Here is an 18,876-nt window from a genome sequence, read left to right on the forward strand (position 1 = left end):
TGAAGCGTTTTTTTCCATCCCCACAAAAGTGTCATCAAATTCATTTTGATGGTTGCTAAAGGAATAATGACGGCAAGCATCATTTATCAAATCATAGACTTAGTCTGATGGAGTTATTTATGAGCAACATTCGTCCATTACATGACCGTGTAGTAATTCGTCGTGTTGAAGAAGAAACAAAAACGGCTGGCGGAATTTTATTGCCAGGTTCTGCTGCTGAGAAACCTGCTCAAGGTGAAGTTATCGCAGTAGGTAATGGTCAAATCACTGACAATGGCGTACGCGCTTTGGACGTAAAAGTAGGCGATAAAGTGTTATTTGGTACTTATGCAGGTACAACTGTAAAAGTAAATGGCGACGAATTTTTAATCATGAAAGAATCTGACATTTTAGCCGTTCTTGAAGGCTAATTTTTCACTTTAACTCATTGATAAATCAGATCAAGCATAGATAGAAATATTTGGAGTAAATAATGTCAGCTAAAGACGTTAAATTCGGTGATTCAGCGCGTTCAAAAATGATCGCAGGTGTCAACGTTCTTGCAGATGCAGTGAAAGTGACTTTAGGCCCTAAAGGTCGTAACGTAGTAATCGATCGCTCTTTTGGTGCACCGCACATCACTAAAGATGGTGTCACTGTCGCAAAAGAAATCAGCTTAAAAGACAAGTTTGAAAACATGGGTGCGCAGCTTGTACGCGAAGTATCAAGCAAAACTAATGATATTGCGGGTGACGGTACGACAACTGCAACTGTACTTGCTCAAGCTATCTTAAATGAAGGGATCAAATCAGTAACTGCTGGTATGAACCCAATGGATCTTAAACGCGGTATTGATATTGCAGTTCGTGCTGTAGTAGAAAACATCCGTACCACATCTAAACCGGCGGATGACTTTAAAGCGATTGAGCAAGTGGGTTCAATTTCTGCAAACTCTGACGAGACTGTGGGCAAATTGATTGCTCAAGCGATGGAAAAAGTCGGAAAAGAAGGCGTGATCACAGTTGAAGAAGGTTCAGGCTTTGAAGACGCGCTTGATGTTGTTGAGGGCATGCAGTTCGATCGTGGTTATATCTCACCTTATTTTGCTAATAAACAAGATACTTTAACCGCTGAACTTGAAAATCCGTTCATCTTATTGGTTGATAAAAAAATCAGCAATATTCGTGAATTGATTACCACTTTAGAAGCAGTTGCTAAAACAGGTAAACCGCTTTTAATCATTGCCGAAGATGTTGAGGGTGAAGCGCTTGCAACATTGGTTGTCAATAACATGCGCGGTATTATCAAAGTATGTGCAGTTAAAGCACCTGGTTTCGGTGACCGTCGTAAAGCAATGCTTCAAGACATTGCGATCTTGACGGGTGCGACTGTGATTTCTGAAGAAGTGGGCATGTCTTTAGAACAAGCAACACTTCAAGATTTGGGTACTGCGCATAAAGTAACCGTTTCTAAAGAAAACACTGTAATCGTGGATGGTGCTGGTGATGCCAATGCGATTGCTGAACGTGTTCAACAGATTCGCGCGCAAATCGAAGAATCAACGTCTGAATACGACAAAGAAAAACTTCAAGAGCGTGTTGCAAAACTTGCTGGCGGTGTTGCCGTGATCAAAATCGGTGCAGCGACTGAAGTTGAAATGAAAGAGAAGAAAGACCGTGTAGATGATGCTCTTCATGCGACTCGCGCTGCAGTTGAAGAAGGTGTAGTTGCAGGTGGTGGTGTTGCGCTAGTACGTGCAGTTAATGCATTAGAAGGTCTAAAAGGCATAAACGAAGACCAAACAGCAGGTATCAACATTTTACGTCGCGCTATCGAAGCACCACTTCGTCAAATCGTGGCTAATGCGGGTGATGAACCTTCTGTCGTTGTAAATGCGGTTAAAGCAGGTGAAGGTAACTATGGTTACAACGCTGCGACAGGTGTTTATGGCGACATGCTTGAGATGGGTATTCTTGATCCAGCAAAAGTAACTCGTTCTGCTCTTGAACATGCTGCTTCTGTAGCAGGCTTAATGTTGACGACTGAAGCTATGATCACTGACATTCCAGAAGATAAACCAGCAATGCCAGACATGGGTGGCATGGGTGGTATGGGCGGCATGATGTAAACCGCTTATATATAGTTTAAGTTATATTAATTTAATATGATTTAGACTATAAATTTTTAACTTGCTCATAATGTACCCACGTTTGAGTTTGTAAAAAAGGTCACAAATTTTATTTGTGACCTTTTTAATTTGATACTTGGATGCTTAGCTTTCTTAAAATAAGTTAAAATATCGGTAAGATTTTAACTGTTGAATAAATGAATATTTAAATAAATATGCTTGAATAAAATTAGGTGTTTATAGTTGTGGAATAAAATCTATTCTATTTTAAGTAATAAAAGAGTTTTCAAGAATGCAGGTAAAAGATAGCTATTAAGATAAATTTTTACCTCAAAAAGATAATTTAAAAATAAAAATATTTTCTTGCTCATAAACTACAAAGATAAAATTTTCTAGAATTATATTTTTAACTGAGACAGCCAGTGTTTGAGCATTCTTTACCTTAAACCATATTTTAAGCTACATGGGGTATTTTTTTAATGACCAATGATATAGCTATGGCGCAAACTCCTCACAAGTGAACTAAAAATAAACTAAGTAAAAATCCTCTGTCTATTTAGACAGAGGATAGCTGACATCATTTCATAGAATTAAAATTTGTATTTTAAGCTGAGCATTCCGTTGATGGGTTCTGCATAAGTATATTCATAAGCTGAATATCCAGAGTAATATGCTTTATCAAATAAATTATTGATATTTAGCTGTCCGGTTAGATTTTTAGAAAAGCTGTATGAAGCCATTAAATCAACGGTTGCATAAGCCTCTTGAGTCACTTTTTTAGCTCCGGAACCTTTATAGCCATCACTTTTCCAGTTTAATCCTGCACCTATACTAAAATCGTTAATACTATATTTTGTAAAAATATTGATATTGCTTCTCGGAGCTTTTGTATTAATTTTTTCTCCATCTTGTTTTATCTCAAAATTTACAAATCCTGCACTTAAATCCCAGTTATCAGTCAGTTTTCCAGTTACTTCTAACTCTATTCCCTTAGATGTTACTCCGTCTTTGGCTTCGTAGATATAATTTCCTACTGAATTTTTCTCCCAAGTATTTTCTGCGTAATTATCTTGCTCTACTCTAAATAAAGTGATGCCCGCATTGAGTCTTTGATCAAAATACTCACCTTTGATTCCGATTTCATAATTTTTCCCTAAAATTGGATCTAAGAGTTTATTATCTTTATTTCTTGCATTTTGAGGTTTAAAAATATCAGTATAACTTGCATAAATAGAGTGGTTATTATTGATATCATAAGTTAAACCGATGAATGGTGTAAGTTCATTGTTAAAATCATAATTCGAATAACCATCATATTTGTTCCATACATCATATTCGTAAGTTGTAAGTCTTCCACCAGCAATAATTTTTAAATCCTCAACTATCTCAAATCTACCCGTTAAATAAAAAGCTGTTTGTTTTGCATCAATATTTTCATATTTCGGTTGAGGATTTGGAGTGTCAGATAAAGAAACTTCACTTCCATTTTGTGTGAAGAAATTATTAATTGTATGAGGTGATCCAATCGTTTTTATTTGAGTATCAATTTTTTGTCTATTATATTGAAATCCTGCGATGATTTCATGTTCTCTGTTGAAAAGTTTAAAAGGTATAGAGCCATAAATATCAAAATTATCTTCTTTTATATCTTGAACATTATTGCCAAAATCTTGATATTTTAACCCTGAACCATCTTTATTTAAACTTCCTGTCCATACGTCTATATATCCATAATGATTGTCATTTTTTATATCATTATGGGTATAAATTGCATTTAATAATATGTCATATGCAAAATATTGTTTAATACCTACAAAGTATGAGTATCTTTCCGAATTCCAATATGACCAATCAGATGAATAATTTTTTGATCTGGAAAACTTTGTTTTTGTGCCATCACTATAAAAAGCAGGCAAGTTCGAAGAATCGCCCTCTATTTTTTCTTTTTCATAGCTTGCACCAGCAGATAAGGTTGTATTATCGCTCATATCTGCATCAAAAACGCCATAAACTAAATCATTTTCATCATGTACTCTATCTTTAAACGTATCAGTTTCTTTGTGACTGGTAACTAGTCGCCCTCTAATACTTCCATCCTCATTCAGGGGAGCGGATAGATCTGCCTTGATTTTATAAGTATCCCAAGTGCCAGCACTGGCATCTATACTGCCAGTAAATATTTTTGAATCTGCATGTTTTCTTACTAGGTTTATAGCACCAGCTGGATTTCCTGCACCATTTGTAAGTCCATTTGCACCTTTTACGATTTCGACCCGATCAAATTTATCCATATTATAATTATTCATCGCATAAATACTGGTAGGCATTGGAATGCCATCCATTTGATAGTAATCTAATTCAAATCCTCTTAATGTATAATATGCTCTATTATCTTGAACTCCTTTATCCGCTCCCACACCAGTCACATTTTTCATTAATGTATCAAAATCATCAATTTTTTTATCTTCAATGAGCTGGTTACTAATGACTGTGACCGATTGAGGCGTTTCTCGGATTGATAAATTGAGTTTAGTTGCGGTACGCATTTTTCCTGTAGTGTAAGAACCTGTGCCTTCCGTTGTACTTGAATCTGCATTTACTGTGATCATAGGTAATTGTGTTGTATTGCTATTTTTTGACGTGGTTGCGGTTACATCAATTTTTTTAAGCTGTCCGACATCTCGGGTTTGTTGTGGCGATTGTGGTTTAGCAATAATGGTATAGCCTGTCGCAGTTTTTTGGAGTTGTAAGCCATGTTGTGAAAGTAGAGTATTAAAACCACTTTCTACATTATATGATCCTTTTAAACCTGTACTCTGTTTACGTTCAAGCAATTTGGCATCATAGGTTAGTAAAATGCCTGTCTGCTCCGCAAATTGATTTACCACTTGAGCAAGTGATCCAGCGGAAATCTGAATATTTTGTACAATCGTTGTATTGGCAAATACTGATGCACTATTGATACTACTAGTAAGTACTGTAACAGCTAATAGACTATGTCTGATTGCAATGCTGAGTAAATTCGCTTTAAATTCTATATGCTTCATTTAACTTCCCCATAGGTAAAAATTGTTTTCTTATTACCTATGCCCCCTGAGAATGAAAAACCCCTCACCAAAATTAAAAATATTTTCATTTTTATTTTAAGTGTATGATTTTATTTAAATTAAATTTATTAATTTTCTTTTAAAGAGATTTTTTTCCAGTAATAAAACTCAGATTCAACTTTGATTGGTAATTGTTGCTCAAGAGAATGTAAGACTTTTTCACTGTCCTGCACTGGGAATACGCCAGAAACTTCTAATCCTGCAATGTTGTGATCATAGCGTAATTTACCTCGATGATAACGATCTAGCTCAGTGATAAATTCTGTGAGTGGCATTTTATAGACATTAAGTGTGCCGCTGCTCCAAGAGCTATACTTTGAATGAAGAGGTTCAATCGGTTGAATGGTTTGTTGGTTAAACAAGACTTGCTGATTCGCCAAAAGATTCGTTTTTTCTTTTGATTTCAGGGTGGTGATTTGTACTTCACCTTCCGTCACGGCAACTACGGTATTTTGATCATTTTGCCGAATATCAAAGTGTGTACCAACATCCTGCATCATGCCGTCACGACCTTGAACCAGAAAAGGTCGGTGCTGTGCGTCATGTCCTACCACAATTTGGATTTCGCCTTTGATTAATTCAATTTTGCGTTTTGACGTATTGTAATCAATGTTAATTGCTGTATTAGTATTTAAAATAATCTGTGATCCATCAGCCAAGCGAATCTGTCTTTGTTCACCCACTTCGGTTTTATAGTCAGCTTGCCATTGCTGCCAAAGTTGGTGTTGCTCAGCCTGATACAACCCCAACATGCTTGTGCCAAATACGAGCAACCAAATGATGGACTTTAGGCTATATTGCCAGAGAGATTTGTCCTTCTGTTCAACTGCTACAATTGCCTGATGGAGAAGAGGGTGTTTAATATTGGCAAGTGAGAAACCAAATTGTTCCAGACATTGCCAAGCGTATTGGTGACTTTGATCTTGTTTTAGCCAGTCTTGAAATTCAGAAAGTTCCTGTTCGCTTATGTCATCTGCTTGCAAACGTACAAACCATTCAGTTGCTTGTTGGCTAATCTCTATTGAAATGTGAGATGAATTTTCTGGAAAAATTGATTTATTTGACATAAATCAAGCAATGTCAAAGGAAAAGATTATCATATGCTAAATTAAATCGGCAAAACAACATTGATGTAAAGCCTTAATGAGATAGCGTTGAACAGTTGCAATAGAAATGTTGAGTTGTTTGGCTGCTTGCGCCTGCGTTAAACCTTCTAATTGAGTCAGGAGAAAAGCCTGTTTCACTATTGTCTCCAAGCCACTTAGACGACGATCGAGTTCGACAATCGCATCTAGCAAAATGATCTGGGTTTCTGGATCTGGTGAATATTCTTCCGGAAGACTTGCAATAAATTCCAAGTAACTTTCTTCAATTTTTTGATGGCGATAAAAATTGCTGACCATACCTTTTGCGATTGTTAATAATAATGCACGAGGTTCTAGGGGAGTAATGGATGTTTTTTTGCTTAATAAACGGACAAAAGTATCTTGAGCAATATCTTCGGCGTATTGTCGATTTGGCATCTTTTTTGATAACCAGCGATATAACCATTGATGATGATCTTTATAAAGATGCTCAACAAGATTCATCATAATTGAACTAAAATAATTAAATAATAATTATTCTCAATTTTAACCTTGTTCTCATCGTTGTGCAATTGTATAAAATGAATGTCTTACTTTATAGAAAAAGGTGAGTTAAATCCCATCATTTTGAGATGAAACTTTGAACAGATGAAGAACTAAACATGCTTCATTATTCTATTCTTTAAGACGAGCACGTTAAAAAACTGACTGTAGCGTTAATTTTTTAATCTAAAATTATTTCATAACGAGATATTTGTATTTAATTAAGCGAACTCTTATCAGAAATCAATGTGTGGTCATTTCTTTAAATCAGATTCTATTTGCAACTGTTCACAGGTGGCCCATAGGTAACGTTCGTTCTCGAAAAAGTCGGTTTGATGGACACAATAAGGCAAATTTATTACAAAAAACTCCCTGTGGATGTAGGAATTTTTGTTTAAAAGTTAATCTAATTTTAAGCTTCTATGTTTATTCTAAAAATTAAGAAATCTAGGCTGTAATTTTTCTTTTGCCATACTTATCACAAAAAAGTATGGTTTTTTTATGCCCATAAAATCATAATCCAAGTCAACGCAATTAAACTCAAGGCGACAAATTGAGCAGCGCTACCCATATCCTTGGCATTTTTAGAAAGTTCATGTTTTTCCAGTGAAATACGATCGACAACTGCTTCAATAGCAGAATTAAAAAGCTCAACGATAATGGCAATGAAACCTACACCAATCAATAAAATTCTTTCGATTACACTAAATTTTAAACTTAAGTTTATGATTAATAAAATAATATTGAGTAATATAATCTGTCTAAATGCTGCTTCCTGAGTAAACGCTGTTTTAAAACCAGCGATGGAGTAGTTGGTGGCATTTAAAATACGTTTTATGCCGTGTTGACCTTTATAGGGAGATGGGACAGTGGTTTTCATGAAAATTTACCATTAATCAGAATATGGTTTAAAGTTTAAAAAAAATTGCTTAAGACAAAATGAGGATCGTGAGAAATTTCTTTGATTGAAAGCAGGAGATTTATGACCTAGCATTATCTCCTTATTTGACACAGTGATGACAGTTTCATTATTTTTTAATGAAGAACAGCCTGAAATTTCGCAGTCTTTATACATAATCTCCATGATTTATCCGTTTTTTTTTAAGTCTGAAAAATTATATTAAAAAAACTTGTATTTAAATAAAGACTCATTGATTATCAATGAATTATTTAAATTGTTAATCATTCCCATTGAACAATTTTTTATTACACATTTTCGCTCCCTTACATTGGAAGTAAAGCGCTCATGCTCTCCAGATTTTTTATTGATCGTCCCATATTTGCCTGTGTGCTCGCCATTATTGTGATGGCGGTGGGTTTATTTTCAGTTTTAAATTTGCCTGTTGAGCGTTATCCAGATATTGCACCACCGCGTATTACTGTTTCAGCGACCTATAGTGGTGCGGATGCACAGGCAGTTGAAGATAGCGTGACACAAGTATTGGAACAGCAAATCAAGGGAATCGATCATTTACTGTATTTTAGTTCAAGTAGTGATGCCAATGGCAGTAGCCGAATTAGCCTATATTTTGCTCAGGGGACTGATCCTGATGAAGCTCAGGTTCAGGTTCAAAATGCAGTTAATGGCGCGATTAATCGACTCCCAGATGATGTTCAGCGCCAAGGAATCACAGTTCGTAAATCCTTAAGTGATTCATTCATGGTGATTGGTCTAGGGGATCGTTCAGGACGTTCAAGTAACATTGATATTTCGGACTATTTAAGCAATAACTTTGAGCTGAATTTGAGCCGGATTGAGGGAGTGGGTGAGGTCAATGTATTTGGCTCACAGTATGCAATGCGTATCTGGCTGGATCCTATTAAGCTTCGTCAATATCAATTGATGGTGAGCGATGTTCGTACCGCACTGGAAAACCAGAATACCCAAGTAGCAGCTGGAGCAATTGGTGAATTACCAGCCAGTAATGATCAATATCTAAATGCCAAAGTTACTTCAGGTTCGCTACTTAAAACGCCTCAAGAATTTGAAAATATTATTCTTAAAGCCAATCAAAATGGCAGTTTCGTTTATCTCAAAGATGTAGCAAGAATTGAGGTAGGTGCAGAAAACTATCAAGTTTTCAACCGACTTAATGGCTATCCCGGTTCTGGTTTATCGATTTCGCTTGCAGTAGGAGCCAACTTGATGCAAACCGCGAAAGCAGTTTATGCAGAGGTGGATACCCTTAAGAAGAATTTACCTGATGGTTATTTTGTCATTTACCCCCGCGATGATACGCCTTTTGTCAAAGAGTCGATTGCACAAGTGGTTTCTACCTTGGTTGAAGCCATTGTACTGGTCGTATTGGTCATGTTTTTGTTCCTACAAAACTGGCGAGCTACCTTGATTCCCGCGATCACCGTGCCTGTGGTGATTCTCGGTACCTTTGCGATATTGTCGGTCTTGGGTATGAGTATTAATACTCTAACTTTGTTTGCCATGGTTCTAGCAATTGGTCTGTTGGTGGATGATGCCATTGTCGTGGTTGAAAATGTCGAACGAATTATGCATGAGCAACATGTAGATGCTAGACAAGCCAGCATTCAGTCTATGCAAGAAATTGGTGGGGCGCTGGTTGGGATTACGTTGGTGCTTACCGCTGTCTTTATTCCAATGTCATTTTTCAGTGGTGCAACAGGCATTATCTACCGTCAGTTTTCCATTACTTTAGTTGCCGCTATGGGTTTATCCTTAATGGTTGCGCTGATTTTAACCCCAGCATTATGTGCTGTTTTACTTAAGCCGCAAAAAAAACAGTTTCGATGGGCACAATGGTTTAATGGTCGTTTGGAAAAATTAAAGACGCATTATCTGGCTCTCTCTAAAAAATCTATCGATTTTAAATATATTTCTGGCGCAGCTTTTGTTGTATTGGTTTTCAGTTTTATTTTGATTTATCGGGCTTTGCCTACCAGTTTTCTCCCTCAGGAAGATCAGGGAGCCTTAATGGTTCAATTCACCTTGCCTGAAGGTACGCCTCTGAGTAAGACTGAAGAAGTAGGAAAACAGATTTCAGATTATTTTCAAAATACTGAGAAAGAAAACACCAATGGAATCATGGTCATCAATGGTCGTAATTTTTCAGGAACAGGGCAAAATCTGGGGCAAGCTTATGTTTCCCTGAAACACTGGGATGATCGTAAAGGACAGAAAAATAGTGCTCAGCAGATCCGTGCTAGAGCCACTAAATATTTTCTAAAAAACAATCAGGCAAGGATTAATGTCCTGATGCCTTCGGTAATTCGCGGGTTAGGTAATTCAGATAAAGTTGATTTCTGGATACAGGATGTGAAGGGTTTAGGGCGTGAGAAATTGATTGCCGCCTTTCAAAATCTTCAACAGAAAAGCGAAACCACACAGCAAGTCACGAATGTCGATAAAAAAAGTAATGACGATCAGGCGGTGTTGAATATCAAGATTGATCATCGAATTGCCATGGCAAATGGGGTGAATGTTAATGATATTAACCAAACCTTATCGACTGCATGGAGTGGAACCTATGTGAATGACTTTATTGATCGTGGACGCATTAAACGCGTTTATTTGCAAGGTGATGCACCATATCGTTCTAAACCCGAAGATTTAAGCTACTGGTTTGTCAAAAATGCACAAGGCCAAATGATTCCGTTTAACCAGTTTAGTTCGGTACAATGGCAGGGCGCGCCGCCTTTATTAGAGCGCTTTATGGGTTATCCATCTATTGAACTTGAAGCTGATGCTGCTAATGGATTTAGTTCAGGTCAGGCTATGCAGCAAATCGGCACAATGGTAGAACAAATGCCAGATATTGGTTTGGCGTGGAGTGGATTATCCTATCAGGAATTACAATCCAGTAATCAGGCGGTCTGGTTATATGTGATCTCAATTGCATTTATCTTTTTATGTTTGGCTGCACTCTATGAGAGCTGGTCTATTCCGACTGTAGTGATGATGGCTATTCCCTTAGGGATTGGTGGAACTATCCTGTTTAGCTACTGGTTTAACTTTGCCAATGATATTTATTTCCAGATAGCCTTACTGACAACGATCGGGTTGTCTTGTAAAAATGCCATTCTGATGGTTGAATTTGCTGCAAATTTACAAGAGCAGGGCGCAAGCGCAATGGATGCAGCGTTGAAATCCGCTGGATTACGCTTACGTCCCATTCTTATGACGTCGCTTGCTTTTGGCGCAGGTGTTGTCCCGCTCATGTTTTCTAGTGGTGCTGGTGCATTAAGTCGTCAGGCCATCGGTTATAGTGTATTTGGCGGAGTTTTATTTGGGACTATTCTAGTTTTAATATTTATTCCCTTTATGTATGTTCTGATCCGGACGGTTTTTAAATATCAGGCTAAAAGAACTTAATTGGATTAAACGTGAATAGCGTAAAGTGAGAAATCTAAATGATATAAATCTCGTGATTAAAAGATTATTTAATTTTTCCGTTACGCTTTTAATATGTATTCAATGATTTAATTCGAGTAAAAATAATATCAAGCCAGACAGAATAGTCTAATGCTTATTCTGAAGTGGCGTACTTTATAAGCATAAACAAATCAATTTTGAAGCGCTGCTTCGATTAAATAAGGGTATATGATGAACGCTCCGCTCTCATTTTTAGTCAATGAGGCGATTCAACGCTTTGATATTGCTCAGGCTCTTGAGTTGGTCGCCGATTTAAAAAAAGCTGATCTTGCCGATCTTTTGGAACAAATGCCAGCGCAATCCAGTTGCCAATTGCTGGAATATTTGCCGCGTCGCGCCAAAGTTTTTGCCAAGATTGATCCTGACTATCAATCCAAACTTGTGCATGAATTTTCAAGAGCAAGTCTCGCTGAAATTATTGCCGAAATGCCCGCAGATAAACGAACGGATTTATTTAAACGCTTGGATTTAAAAGAACAAGAAGCTTTGCTCCCTGCCTTGGCTCAGGCGCAGCGTGAAGATATACGTCGTCTTTCAACTTATCAAGAAGAGACCGCGGGCGCGATCATGACATCGCAATATATTACGTTGAGCCAAGACATGACCGTCACTCAAGCTATGGAAACCTTAAGACGTTTAGCCCCAGATGCTGAAACGATTTACGAATCTTATATTGTTGATGAAAAACGTCGTTTGATTGGTGTTGTGTCATTGCACGAGCTGGTTTTGGCACCTTTACAACAAAAAATTCAAGAATTAATGAGCAGCGATGTGATTAGCGCCTATGTCGATGATGATCAAGATGATGTTGCAAAGAAAATAGCGCGTTATGATTTATTGGCACTTCCTGTTATTGATCATCAAAGAGCGTTGCTAGGGATAGTGACTTATGATGACGCAATGGATGTTGCCAGTGAAGAAGCCAGTGAAGATTTCTTAAAAGTGGGTGGGGTAGAAGCATCGGCACCCAGCTTGAATATTAAAGAGGCGTCGCTGTTTTTACTTTATCGAAAACGGGTGTTCTGGCTGGTTATTCTGGTTTTTGGCAGTTTATTGTCTGGATTGGGAATTGCTCATTTTGAATCGGTAATTGAATCTAATATTGTGCTGGTCTTCTTTTTACCTTTATTAGTCGGGAGTGGGGGGAACGCTGGATCACAATCATCCACTCTGATGGTACGCGCTTTAGCAACGGGTGATGTAGTAATGAAAGACTGGTTTAAATTACTTAGCCGCGAATGTGTGGTGGCTTTGGGGCTAGGGGTCACTATGGCGATTGCAGTGGCGATTTTAGGCTATATTCGTGGTGATGCAATGGTGGCTTTGGTTCTCATTCTGAGCATGATCGGAATCGTGCTCATTGGAAGCATCATTGGAATGAGTTTGCCTTTTATTCTAGATAGGATAGGATTAGACCCTGCTAGCGCTTCTGCACCATTAGTTACCTCAATTTGTGATGCAACTGGCGTCATCATCTATTTATTTATAGCAGCGCAGTTATTGAATAATGTTGCCTTGTAAACAGATGTAGAAAGTCAAAGTAATTAAGCTGAAATAGATTAAAATACATAAAACTGTTTTGATATCGAATGTATGGTACAACAAAAAAAATTAGCACAACATGAAGTCATTCAGCTGGAACGTGATCTGGCCAAGTTTGCCAATGTTATGGATAGTCTGGTTCGTATTCCATTTACCAAACAAGGGATTGGAGCAGATGCTGCGTTGAGTACTATTCCTTTTGCTGGAGATGTAGCAGGCTTTGTATTGACCTGCTATGCGATTTATAAAGCCAAACAAATTGGTGTACCACAGCATAAGCTGAATCCTGTAATTAAACTGGCCGCACTTGATGCAGTCGTCGGTTTTATCCCAGTTGCGGGAACTGTATTCGATGTGTTTATACGACCTAGTCGTAAGGCATTGGATATCGTACATGAGCATATTCGAGAGGAATATCAGATTCAAAGTCAATCACACGTGATTCATCCCTATTTGCATGAACGTTTGGAGCGTAAACAGCAACAGTCAGCATTTTGGCGAAATCCTGTGGTGAGCTGGTTTTGGCTACATTTACCTGATCTCATCGGGCTGCTTTTTATTCTATTTTTTGTGGCTGCTTTGTGGTTAGGTAGTCATTATCTATGGTCATGGTATCAAAGCTATCATTGAGCTGAGTTTTGCAATTAAAAAAGCCAGTCATGATGACTGGCTTTTGCTAGAAAAGAATTTAGTGCAATTAAGGGTAGTTCAATTGTTGTAGCGCTGCTACACGTTGTTCAATGGTCGGGTGGGTATGAAACAACGCTGCAAGACTAAAGCCTTGTTCTTTGCCTTCGGCAATCGCAAATGCTTTCATTTCTTTTGGCATTTGATCTGGAAGTTCAGATTCTGCCTGTAAGCGTAACAATGCGGAAATCATGGCTTGTTTACCTGCTAAACGCGCACCTGCTTCATCAGCACGGTATTCACGTTGACGTGAGAACCATAACACAATCGTTGAAGCTAAAATACCAAACACAATATCCAGTACAATCGTCACGACAAAATAGCCCATGCCAGGTGCTTCGCCATCCTGACGACCAAAAACATTACGATCGACAAAGTCTCCAATTACACGAGCGAAGAACATTACAAATGCGTTGACCACGCCCTGAATTAGAGCAAGCGTCACCATATCACCATTCGCAACATGTCCAATTTCATGGGCCAAAACTGCGCGTAGTTCATCTTTATTCATTCGTTCGAGTAAGCCACTGGATACTGATACGAGTGCGTCATTTTTATTCCAGCCTGTTGCAAAAGCATTGGACTGGTAAGAAGGGAAAATCCCCACTTCTGGCATTTTAATGCCTGCGCGTTGCGAAAGTTCTGCAACAGTTTGCAATAACCATGCTTCAGCCTGATTACGTGGAGCATTGGGGTCAATCAGTTCTGTACCTGTGGTTTTCTTCGCCATCCATTTTGACATGAATAGGGAAATGAGAGAGCCAACCATACCAAACACAAAACAGATGACCAAGAGGTTGCCTAGATTTAAGCCACCCGCGCCATGGTAACTACCGACACCGAAGAGTGACAAAATAATGCCAGCTACAACCAGTACCGCGAGGTTGGTTAGCAAAAACAAACCAATCCGCATCATTGAGTAAATCCTCTTTCAGGGTATTAAAATAAAATAGAACATGATCCTAAAATCATTATGGTAAATATGCGGGGCTTTTCTTAAAAATTCAAGACATATTATTTTATTTAAGGAGTTTTTAAGTTAACTGTTGTAAGTGATCTAAGCCTTTAATTTGAAATATGAATTCTTGCTGAAGCGGTTGCATTATCTGTTACATAAGTCCCAGGCGCGTCAGTAAAACTATTATTGGATACAGAAATAATTTGGCGGTTATATTTTGAAGTACTTTCGTTCTGATTGCTCGGCGGAACTGTGCTGCTGTAATTAGGGGATTGGGCTATGATTTGAGGCGTAGTCGTTGTTGTTGTACTGCTCCCTACGCCTGAGGCATAAAGATTGTTAAAACGACTAGTGACACGTTGCACATAATCCTGAGTTTCTCGAAATGGAGGAATTCCGCCGTATTTATCAACATTCCCTTCACCTGCATTATAAGCTGCTAAAGCGAGTTGGGTATTGCCATTAAAACGCTTGAGTAACCAACTTAAATACTTGACACCTCCAAAAATATTTTCATAAGGATCATATATATTAGAGACATTAAAACGTTTGGCTGTAGCAGGCATTAATTGCATTAACCCTTGTGCTCCAACAGGGGAGCGGGCATTGGTATTAAAACCTGATTCAGTGTGCATGACCGCTTTAATTAAGCCTTCAGAAACACCATGCTGTTGAGCAGCTTGATGAATAATATGATCAAATGCATTTTTATTTTTGCTATAACTGGGTAAAACAGCAGCTTCAGAATTACCCCAGTTGCGATAAGAATGGATGTTACTATCAGGATAATAAGTTGCTTTTATCTTTGTCAGTGAACGATCTGAACTTTTCCGATTTGTGAGCAATGTACCGCCATCCCGATCTTTATAAACATAAATTTGACCAGCATGAACTGACACAGCAAATACAGTTGTAATTACTGACCCCAAAATAAAATGTAAAGAAAAATGCACGCCCTTATTCATTGTATATTATTCGCTGTATCAAAATATGTAACGTCACGTGACCTAGTTTAACAAAAAAAAGTAAATTAACTAGATTTTATGAAAGTTTTTTTAAACCTGTTTGACAAATAAAATCAAGTTATTTTGTCTGAATACTAATCAAAAAAAATTAAAAAAAAATTTTAGAAAAGTGAGCTTGACATAAATAAGTATTTGAAAAATAAATATAAAAATAATTGATTAAAAAATGATCAATTTAAACAAAAGCCTTATTTTCACATTAGAATACTTTGTCAAGTCTAAAGAAATCCACAATTTTATCCACAGGTTTTGTGGAAAACTGTGGAAAAGTCCAAAATATAAGCATCTTGGCGAAATCTTACACAACTAAGCTTAATTTTTCTTTAAGGCAAAATATTATAAATCGCAAAAATGACAAAGCAGAGAAATTAAAAATTCTTTAGGTGCGCTTCATGAATGAATCGGATAAAATTATGCGGTATTTTTTTTATGGGTCACGTGTGTCTATGTACTCGCCAGTTGAGTCCGATCAGGGATTTAAGTTTAAACCTGAGCTGCCAACCAGTTCAGCATATTATCGCTTGCTAAAAAAACTCCGTCGTCAAGTGGGTCACGCTATTCGTGACTTTAAAATGATTGAGGAGGGTGACAAGGTTATGGTATGCGTGTCTGGTGGTAAAGACAGCTATACTTTACTGGACATTTTGTTGCAGTTTAAGCGTATTGCGCCCATCAGTTTTGATATCGTTGCAGTTAATCTGGATCAGAAACAACCCGGTTTTCCTGAAGATGTGCTTCCACGCTATATGGAAGAAAATAATATTCCGTATTATATTTTGGAAAAAGATACTTATACCATCACCAAGCGTTTAACCCCGGAGGGGAAAACTTATTGCGCAGTGTGTTCGCGTTTACGTCGCGGTTCACTCTATGGTTTTGCTCAGGAAATCGGAGCGACCAAAGTTGCACTTGGGCATCATCGTGATGATATTATTGCGACTTTCTTTTTGAACCTGTTTCATGGTGGTAGCTTGAAGGCAATGCCACCAAAACTTTTGTCCTCAGACAAAAAAAATATTTTGATACGTCCTTTGGCTTATGTCGAAGAAAAAGACATTATCAAATATGCGGAAATGCGTCAGTTCCCAATAATCCCATGTAACTTATGTGGTTCTCAGGAAAATTTACAACGAGCCATGCTTAACGAAATGTTACGTGAATGGGACAAACAGTATCCAAAACGTTTACACAGTATTTTTGGTGCACTACAAAATGTATCACCATCACAACTCGCAGATCGAGAATTGTTTGATTTTGAAGTTCTTGATTCTCAACGCGAATTAGACTTTAAAGATCCAGAAGAAATGAAGAAAAAACTGGATGTTGTCAATTTAAGTTTTGCTGCTGAATAAACAATTTCAATGCTAACTCATTTATAAGTTAGCATTTTTTTTACACGTTGATGTCTTGAAATACTCTAAAATGAATGGCGCGTACAAAAAAGGTTAGCTCAAAATAAAAAGAACGTGCTATAACAAGGCACAAGCAAATTGCTTCAAAATGATGTTGTCTATACTGACCTAGTCAACACAAGGAATTGAAAAAATATATTTGAGGATAGAACATGCCTGCATTTTTAACTGATGACTGGTTTTCGACTGTTGACCAATTAACTGCTGAGGCAGGTGACTTAAATTTACCACCTGCGTTAGCAAATCTTGCTATTAATTTGGTGGTTACAGATGCCAGTGGTAATAGTGAATTGGCTTTAGATGGTGGGAAAATTCAAAAAGGTTTGTCATCAAATGCCAAAACCACGTTGAATATGGATGCTGAAACACTTCGTAAAGTCTTCCTTGAGTTTGATATGGCTGCTGCAATGCAAGCATTCATGACAGGTAAAATTAAAGTTCAGGGTGATATGTCTCAGTTAATGGCATTACAAACTGCTAAACCAAGCCAAGAACAAAAAACTTTGTTCAAAAAAGTGCTTGAACATACTGCATAATAATTTAATGCATATAAAAAGCTTAATCCTGAGGGATTAAGCTTTTTTAAAACAAAGATCTACAATAATAATTAACTTAAACATCAATCCAGCGTTCACTAGTTTTGATGTGTTCCACATAAGCGCGAATTCGTGTCACATACTGTACTGCTTGACGATATCGACCATTACTGGCCTTGTTTCGATTTAAATAATCATAAAAATCGACCCAATTGTTGGGATTTTTACCTTGGTTTTGCAAACGCTTTTGAATCTGGCTAACTGCTCCAGGTCCCATATTATAAGCAACCAACGCATACCAGTTACGATCTGGATAGGGAATATGTTGATATTGACTCAACATAAGGTCGTAGTACTTCGCGCCGCCTTGAATGCTTTGCGCAGGATCAACGCGATTAGTCACACCCATGGCACGTGCCGTGTTATTGGTCAGCATCATCAGCCCACGAACGCCTGTTGGCGAAACTGAATTGGGTTTCAAATATGATTCTTGATAACCAATTGCAGCGAGCAATTGCCAATCCAGATCATATTGTTCAGCAGTTTTCTTAAAACTCGCCTTATAAATGGGTAAACGATTATCGAGATCACGCTTAATCATCGGCCATGATTCAGGTGTGACGACATTACGATTATAAAATGAAGCCAATTGCCCAGTAACACCATTTTGTTTACTTTGGCAAATAAATCCACTTGCGGTTTGTGAAAGTGGGTCATCGGCGTATTTAAATACCCAATTAAGCTGAGTATTCAGACCATTCTTTGACAAATTGGCGTCATCACCGCAACTGGCAGAAAATGAAATCAATTGTTTATTTTCGATCGTTTTAAAATTGGCCGTGGTCATTGCAAAGTTTGCTTTACCCTGCGCAACCATATTGAGAGCCGTTGCATTATCTTTAACGGTCTTAAAATTTAGCTTAACATTTAGGCTTTTTGCATATTGCCGCGTTAAGTCATAGCCGAAGCCATGTAAAAATTGACCTTCTTTAAATACAGTTGTGGGAGATTCAACGGTAACAACGGTCAGTGTATTACTATTTACAACATCGTTATATTGATGTGTCTTACCCGCATTAATGCTATGAAATGGCAATAGCAATGTACTCAATGCTAATGCTTTAAATGGGAGAGAAGGAAATAAGGAATCTAGGCCAAGCCTCGACCCAGTGGTTGAATTACTGTGCATGTTGTCTCCGCTACAGATAATTTACGCCCTAAAAATCCAGACAAAATGCTTCCAGATTTTCAACAAGTTGGTAAATCCAAGAGGGGTGGGCAGTCATGACGTCATCCAAAAATGACTCGGGAAAATAATGACTTTGTAGAAAAACTACATAGTTTAAAAAATGACCAAATGAAAGTTAGGGCGAATAATAATCACCTTAAAACTGAATGTCAAATTTTTTGCATAAAAAACATACCAATTAATTTTTAACTCAATGATTTGAAAAGAGAATAAAGTTATA

Annotated in this window: 14 protein-coding genes; 7 read left to right on the plus strand and 7 right to left on the minus strand. The window is 37.5% G+C overall.

Going from position 1 to position 18,876, the window contains the following annotated elements:
• Window positions 1-119 precede the first annotated feature (119 nt).
• Together groES and groL are read left to right on the plus strand one after the other, a co-directional pair.
• Window positions 120-410, plus strand: a complete 291-nt coding sequence (gene groES / locus IAE20_RS08680; protein ID WP_004939735.1) for a co-chaperone GroES — start codon at window positions 120-122, stop codon at window positions 408-410.
• A 62-nt stretch (window positions 411-472) separates the two neighbouring features.
• Window positions 473-2,107 carry a chaperonin GroEL gene (gene groL, locus IAE20_RS08685; protein WP_200460408.1) on the plus strand — a complete coding sequence of 545 codons (1,635 nt, stop codon included), beginning with the start codon at window positions 473-475 and terminating at the stop codon, window positions 2,105-2,107.
• Between the two features lie 590 nt (window positions 2,108-2,697).
• Here groL and IAE20_RS08690 read toward each other — a convergent pair.
• The 4 genes from IAE20_RS08690 to IAE20_RS08705 form a co-directional block, all read right to left on the minus strand.
• On the minus strand, window positions 2,698-5,154 hold the full coding sequence (locus IAE20_RS08690) for a TonB-dependent siderophore receptor (protein WP_200460407.1): 2,457 nt from the start codon (window positions 5,152-5,154) through the stop codon (window positions 2,698-2,700).
• A 128-nt stretch (window positions 5,155-5,282) separates the two neighbouring features.
• On the minus strand, window positions 5,283-6,281 hold the full coding sequence (locus IAE20_RS08695) for a FecR domain-containing protein (protein WP_200460406.1): 999 nt from the start codon (window positions 6,279-6,281) through the stop codon (window positions 5,283-5,285).
• A gap of 36 nt (window positions 6,282-6,317) precedes the next feature.
• The gene (locus tag IAE20_RS08700; protein ID WP_200460405.1) at window positions 6,318-6,806 is read right to left on the minus strand and encodes a sigma-70 family RNA polymerase sigma factor; all 489 of its coding nucleotides are present in this window, start codon (window positions 6,804-6,806) and stop codon (window positions 6,318-6,320) included.
• Window positions 6,807-7,341: 535 nt separating this feature from the next.
• On the minus strand, window positions 7,342-7,722 hold the full coding sequence (locus IAE20_RS08705; protein WP_200482122.1) for a diacylglycerol kinase: 381 nt from the start codon (window positions 7,720-7,722) through the stop codon (window positions 7,342-7,344).
• 366 nt (window positions 7,723-8,088) lie between these two features.
• Between IAE20_RS08705 and IAE20_RS08710 the strand changes: the two genes are divergently transcribed.
• From IAE20_RS08710 to IAE20_RS08720, 3 genes are all read left to right on the plus strand, one after another.
• Complete coding sequence (locus IAE20_RS08710; protein ID WP_200460403.1) at window positions 8,089-11,187, plus strand: efflux RND transporter permease subunit; 3,099 nt, start codon at window positions 8,089-8,091, stop codon at window positions 11,185-11,187.
• Window positions 11,188-11,415: 228 nt separating this feature from the next.
• Window positions 11,416-12,768, plus strand: a complete 1,353-nt coding sequence (mgtE, locus tag IAE20_RS08715; RefSeq protein WP_413784488.1) for a magnesium transporter — start codon at window positions 11,416-11,418, stop codon at window positions 12,766-12,768.
• 72 nt (window positions 12,769-12,840) lie between these two features.
• Window positions 12,841-13,419 (plus strand): DUF4112 domain-containing protein, encoded by a 579-nt coding sequence (locus IAE20_RS08720; RefSeq protein ID WP_200460401.1) that lies wholly within the window; start codon window positions 12,841-12,843, stop codon window positions 13,417-13,419.
• A 67-nt stretch (window positions 13,420-13,486) separates the two neighbouring features.
• Here IAE20_RS08720 and htpX read toward each other — a convergent pair whose 3' ends face one another.
• Window positions 13,487-14,392, minus strand: coding sequence for a protease HtpX (htpX, locus tag IAE20_RS08725; protein ID WP_200460400.1), 906 nt, complete (start codon window positions 14,390-14,392; stop codon window positions 13,487-13,489).
• Between the two features lie 149 nt (window positions 14,393-14,541).
• Window positions 14,542-15,399: a lytic transglycosylase domain-containing protein gene (locus tag IAE20_RS08730; RefSeq protein ID WP_200460399.1), complete on the minus strand. Its 858-nt coding sequence runs from the start codon at window positions 15,397-15,399 to the stop codon at window positions 14,542-14,544.
• A 506-nt stretch (window positions 15,400-15,905) separates the two neighbouring features.
• Here IAE20_RS08730 and ttcA point away from each other — a divergent pair.
• Window positions 15,906-16,811, plus strand: a complete 906-nt coding sequence (gene ttcA / locus IAE20_RS08735) for a tRNA 2-thiocytidine(32) synthetase TtcA (RefSeq protein ID WP_200460499.1) — start codon at window positions 15,906-15,908, stop codon at window positions 16,809-16,811.
• A 212-nt stretch (window positions 16,812-17,023) separates the two neighbouring features.
• Window positions 17,024-17,407 carry an SCP2 sterol-binding domain-containing protein gene (locus IAE20_RS08740; protein ID WP_200482121.1) on the plus strand — a complete coding sequence of 128 codons (384 nt, stop codon included), beginning with the start codon at window positions 17,024-17,026 and terminating at the stop codon, window positions 17,405-17,407.
• Window positions 17,408-17,483: 76 nt separating this feature from the next.
• On the opposite strand, the gene IAE20_RS08745 is transcribed toward IAE20_RS08740, so the two are convergent.
• A complete protein-coding gene (locus tag IAE20_RS08745) occupies window positions 17,484-18,596 on the minus strand; it encodes a transglycosylase SLT domain-containing protein (protein WP_200460397.1) in 1,113 nt (370 codons plus the stop codon).
• Window positions 18,597-18,876: the final 280 nt, after the last annotated feature.

It is taken from the genome of Acinetobacter sp. S54, assembly GCF_016624945.1.
In the GTDB taxonomy this organism is placed as follows: Bacteria; Pseudomonadota; Gammaproteobacteria; order Pseudomonadales; family Moraxellaceae; genus Acinetobacter.

What these genes read in the sequence shown, in the direction of transcription:
- mgtE (WP_413784488.1), top strand. Translation starts at nt 11,416, where the DNA reads ATGATGAACGCTCCGCTCTCATTTTTAGTCAATGAGGCGATTCAACGC.
- groL (WP_200460408.1), top strand. Translation starts at nt 473, where the DNA reads ATGTCAGCTAAAGACGTTAAATTCGGTGATTCAGCGCGTTCAAAAATG.
- IAE20_RS08740 (WP_200482121.1), top strand. Translation starts at nt 17,024, where the DNA reads ATGCCTGCATTTTTAACTGATGACTGGTTTTCGACTGTTGACCAATTA.
- IAE20_RS08690 (WP_200460407.1), bottom strand. Translation starts at nt 5,154, where the DNA reads ATGAAGCATATAGAATTTAAAGCGAATTTACTCAGCATTGCAATCAGA.
- IAE20_RS08695 (WP_200460406.1), bottom strand. Translation starts at nt 6,281, where the DNA reads ATGTCAAATAAATCAATTTTTCCAGAAAATTCATCTCACATTTCAATA.
- ttcA (WP_200460499.1), top strand. Translation starts at nt 15,906, where the DNA reads ATGTACTCGCCAGTTGAGTCCGATCAGGGATTTAAGTTTAAACCTGAG.
- IAE20_RS08730 (WP_200460399.1), bottom strand. Translation starts at nt 15,399, where the DNA reads ATGAATAAGGGCGTGCATTTTTCTTTACATTTTATTTTGGGGTCAGTA.
- IAE20_RS08700 (WP_200460405.1), bottom strand. Translation starts at nt 6,806, where the DNA reads ATGATGAATCTTGTTGAGCATCTTTATAAAGATCATCATCAATGGTTA.
- IAE20_RS08745 (WP_200460397.1), bottom strand. Translation starts at nt 18,596, where the DNA reads ATGCACAGTAATTCAACCACTGGGTCGAGGCTTGGCCTAGATTCCTTA.
- IAE20_RS08705 (WP_200482122.1), bottom strand. Translation starts at nt 7,722, where the DNA reads ATGAAAACCACTGTCCCATCTCCCTATAAAGGTCAACACGGCATAAAA.
- groES (WP_004939735.1), top strand. Translation starts at nt 120, where the DNA reads ATGAGCAACATTCGTCCATTACATGACCGTGTAGTAATTCGTCGTGTT.
- htpX (WP_200460400.1), bottom strand. Translation starts at nt 14,392, where the DNA reads ATGATGCGGATTGGTTTGTTTTTGCTAACCAACCTCGCGGTACTGGTT.
- IAE20_RS08720 (WP_200460401.1), top strand. Translation starts at nt 12,841, where the DNA reads ATGGTACAACAAAAAAAATTAGCACAACATGAAGTCATTCAGCTGGAA.
- IAE20_RS08710 (WP_200460403.1), top strand. Translation starts at nt 8,089, where the DNA reads ATGCTCTCCAGATTTTTTATTGATCGTCCCATATTTGCCTGTGTGCTC.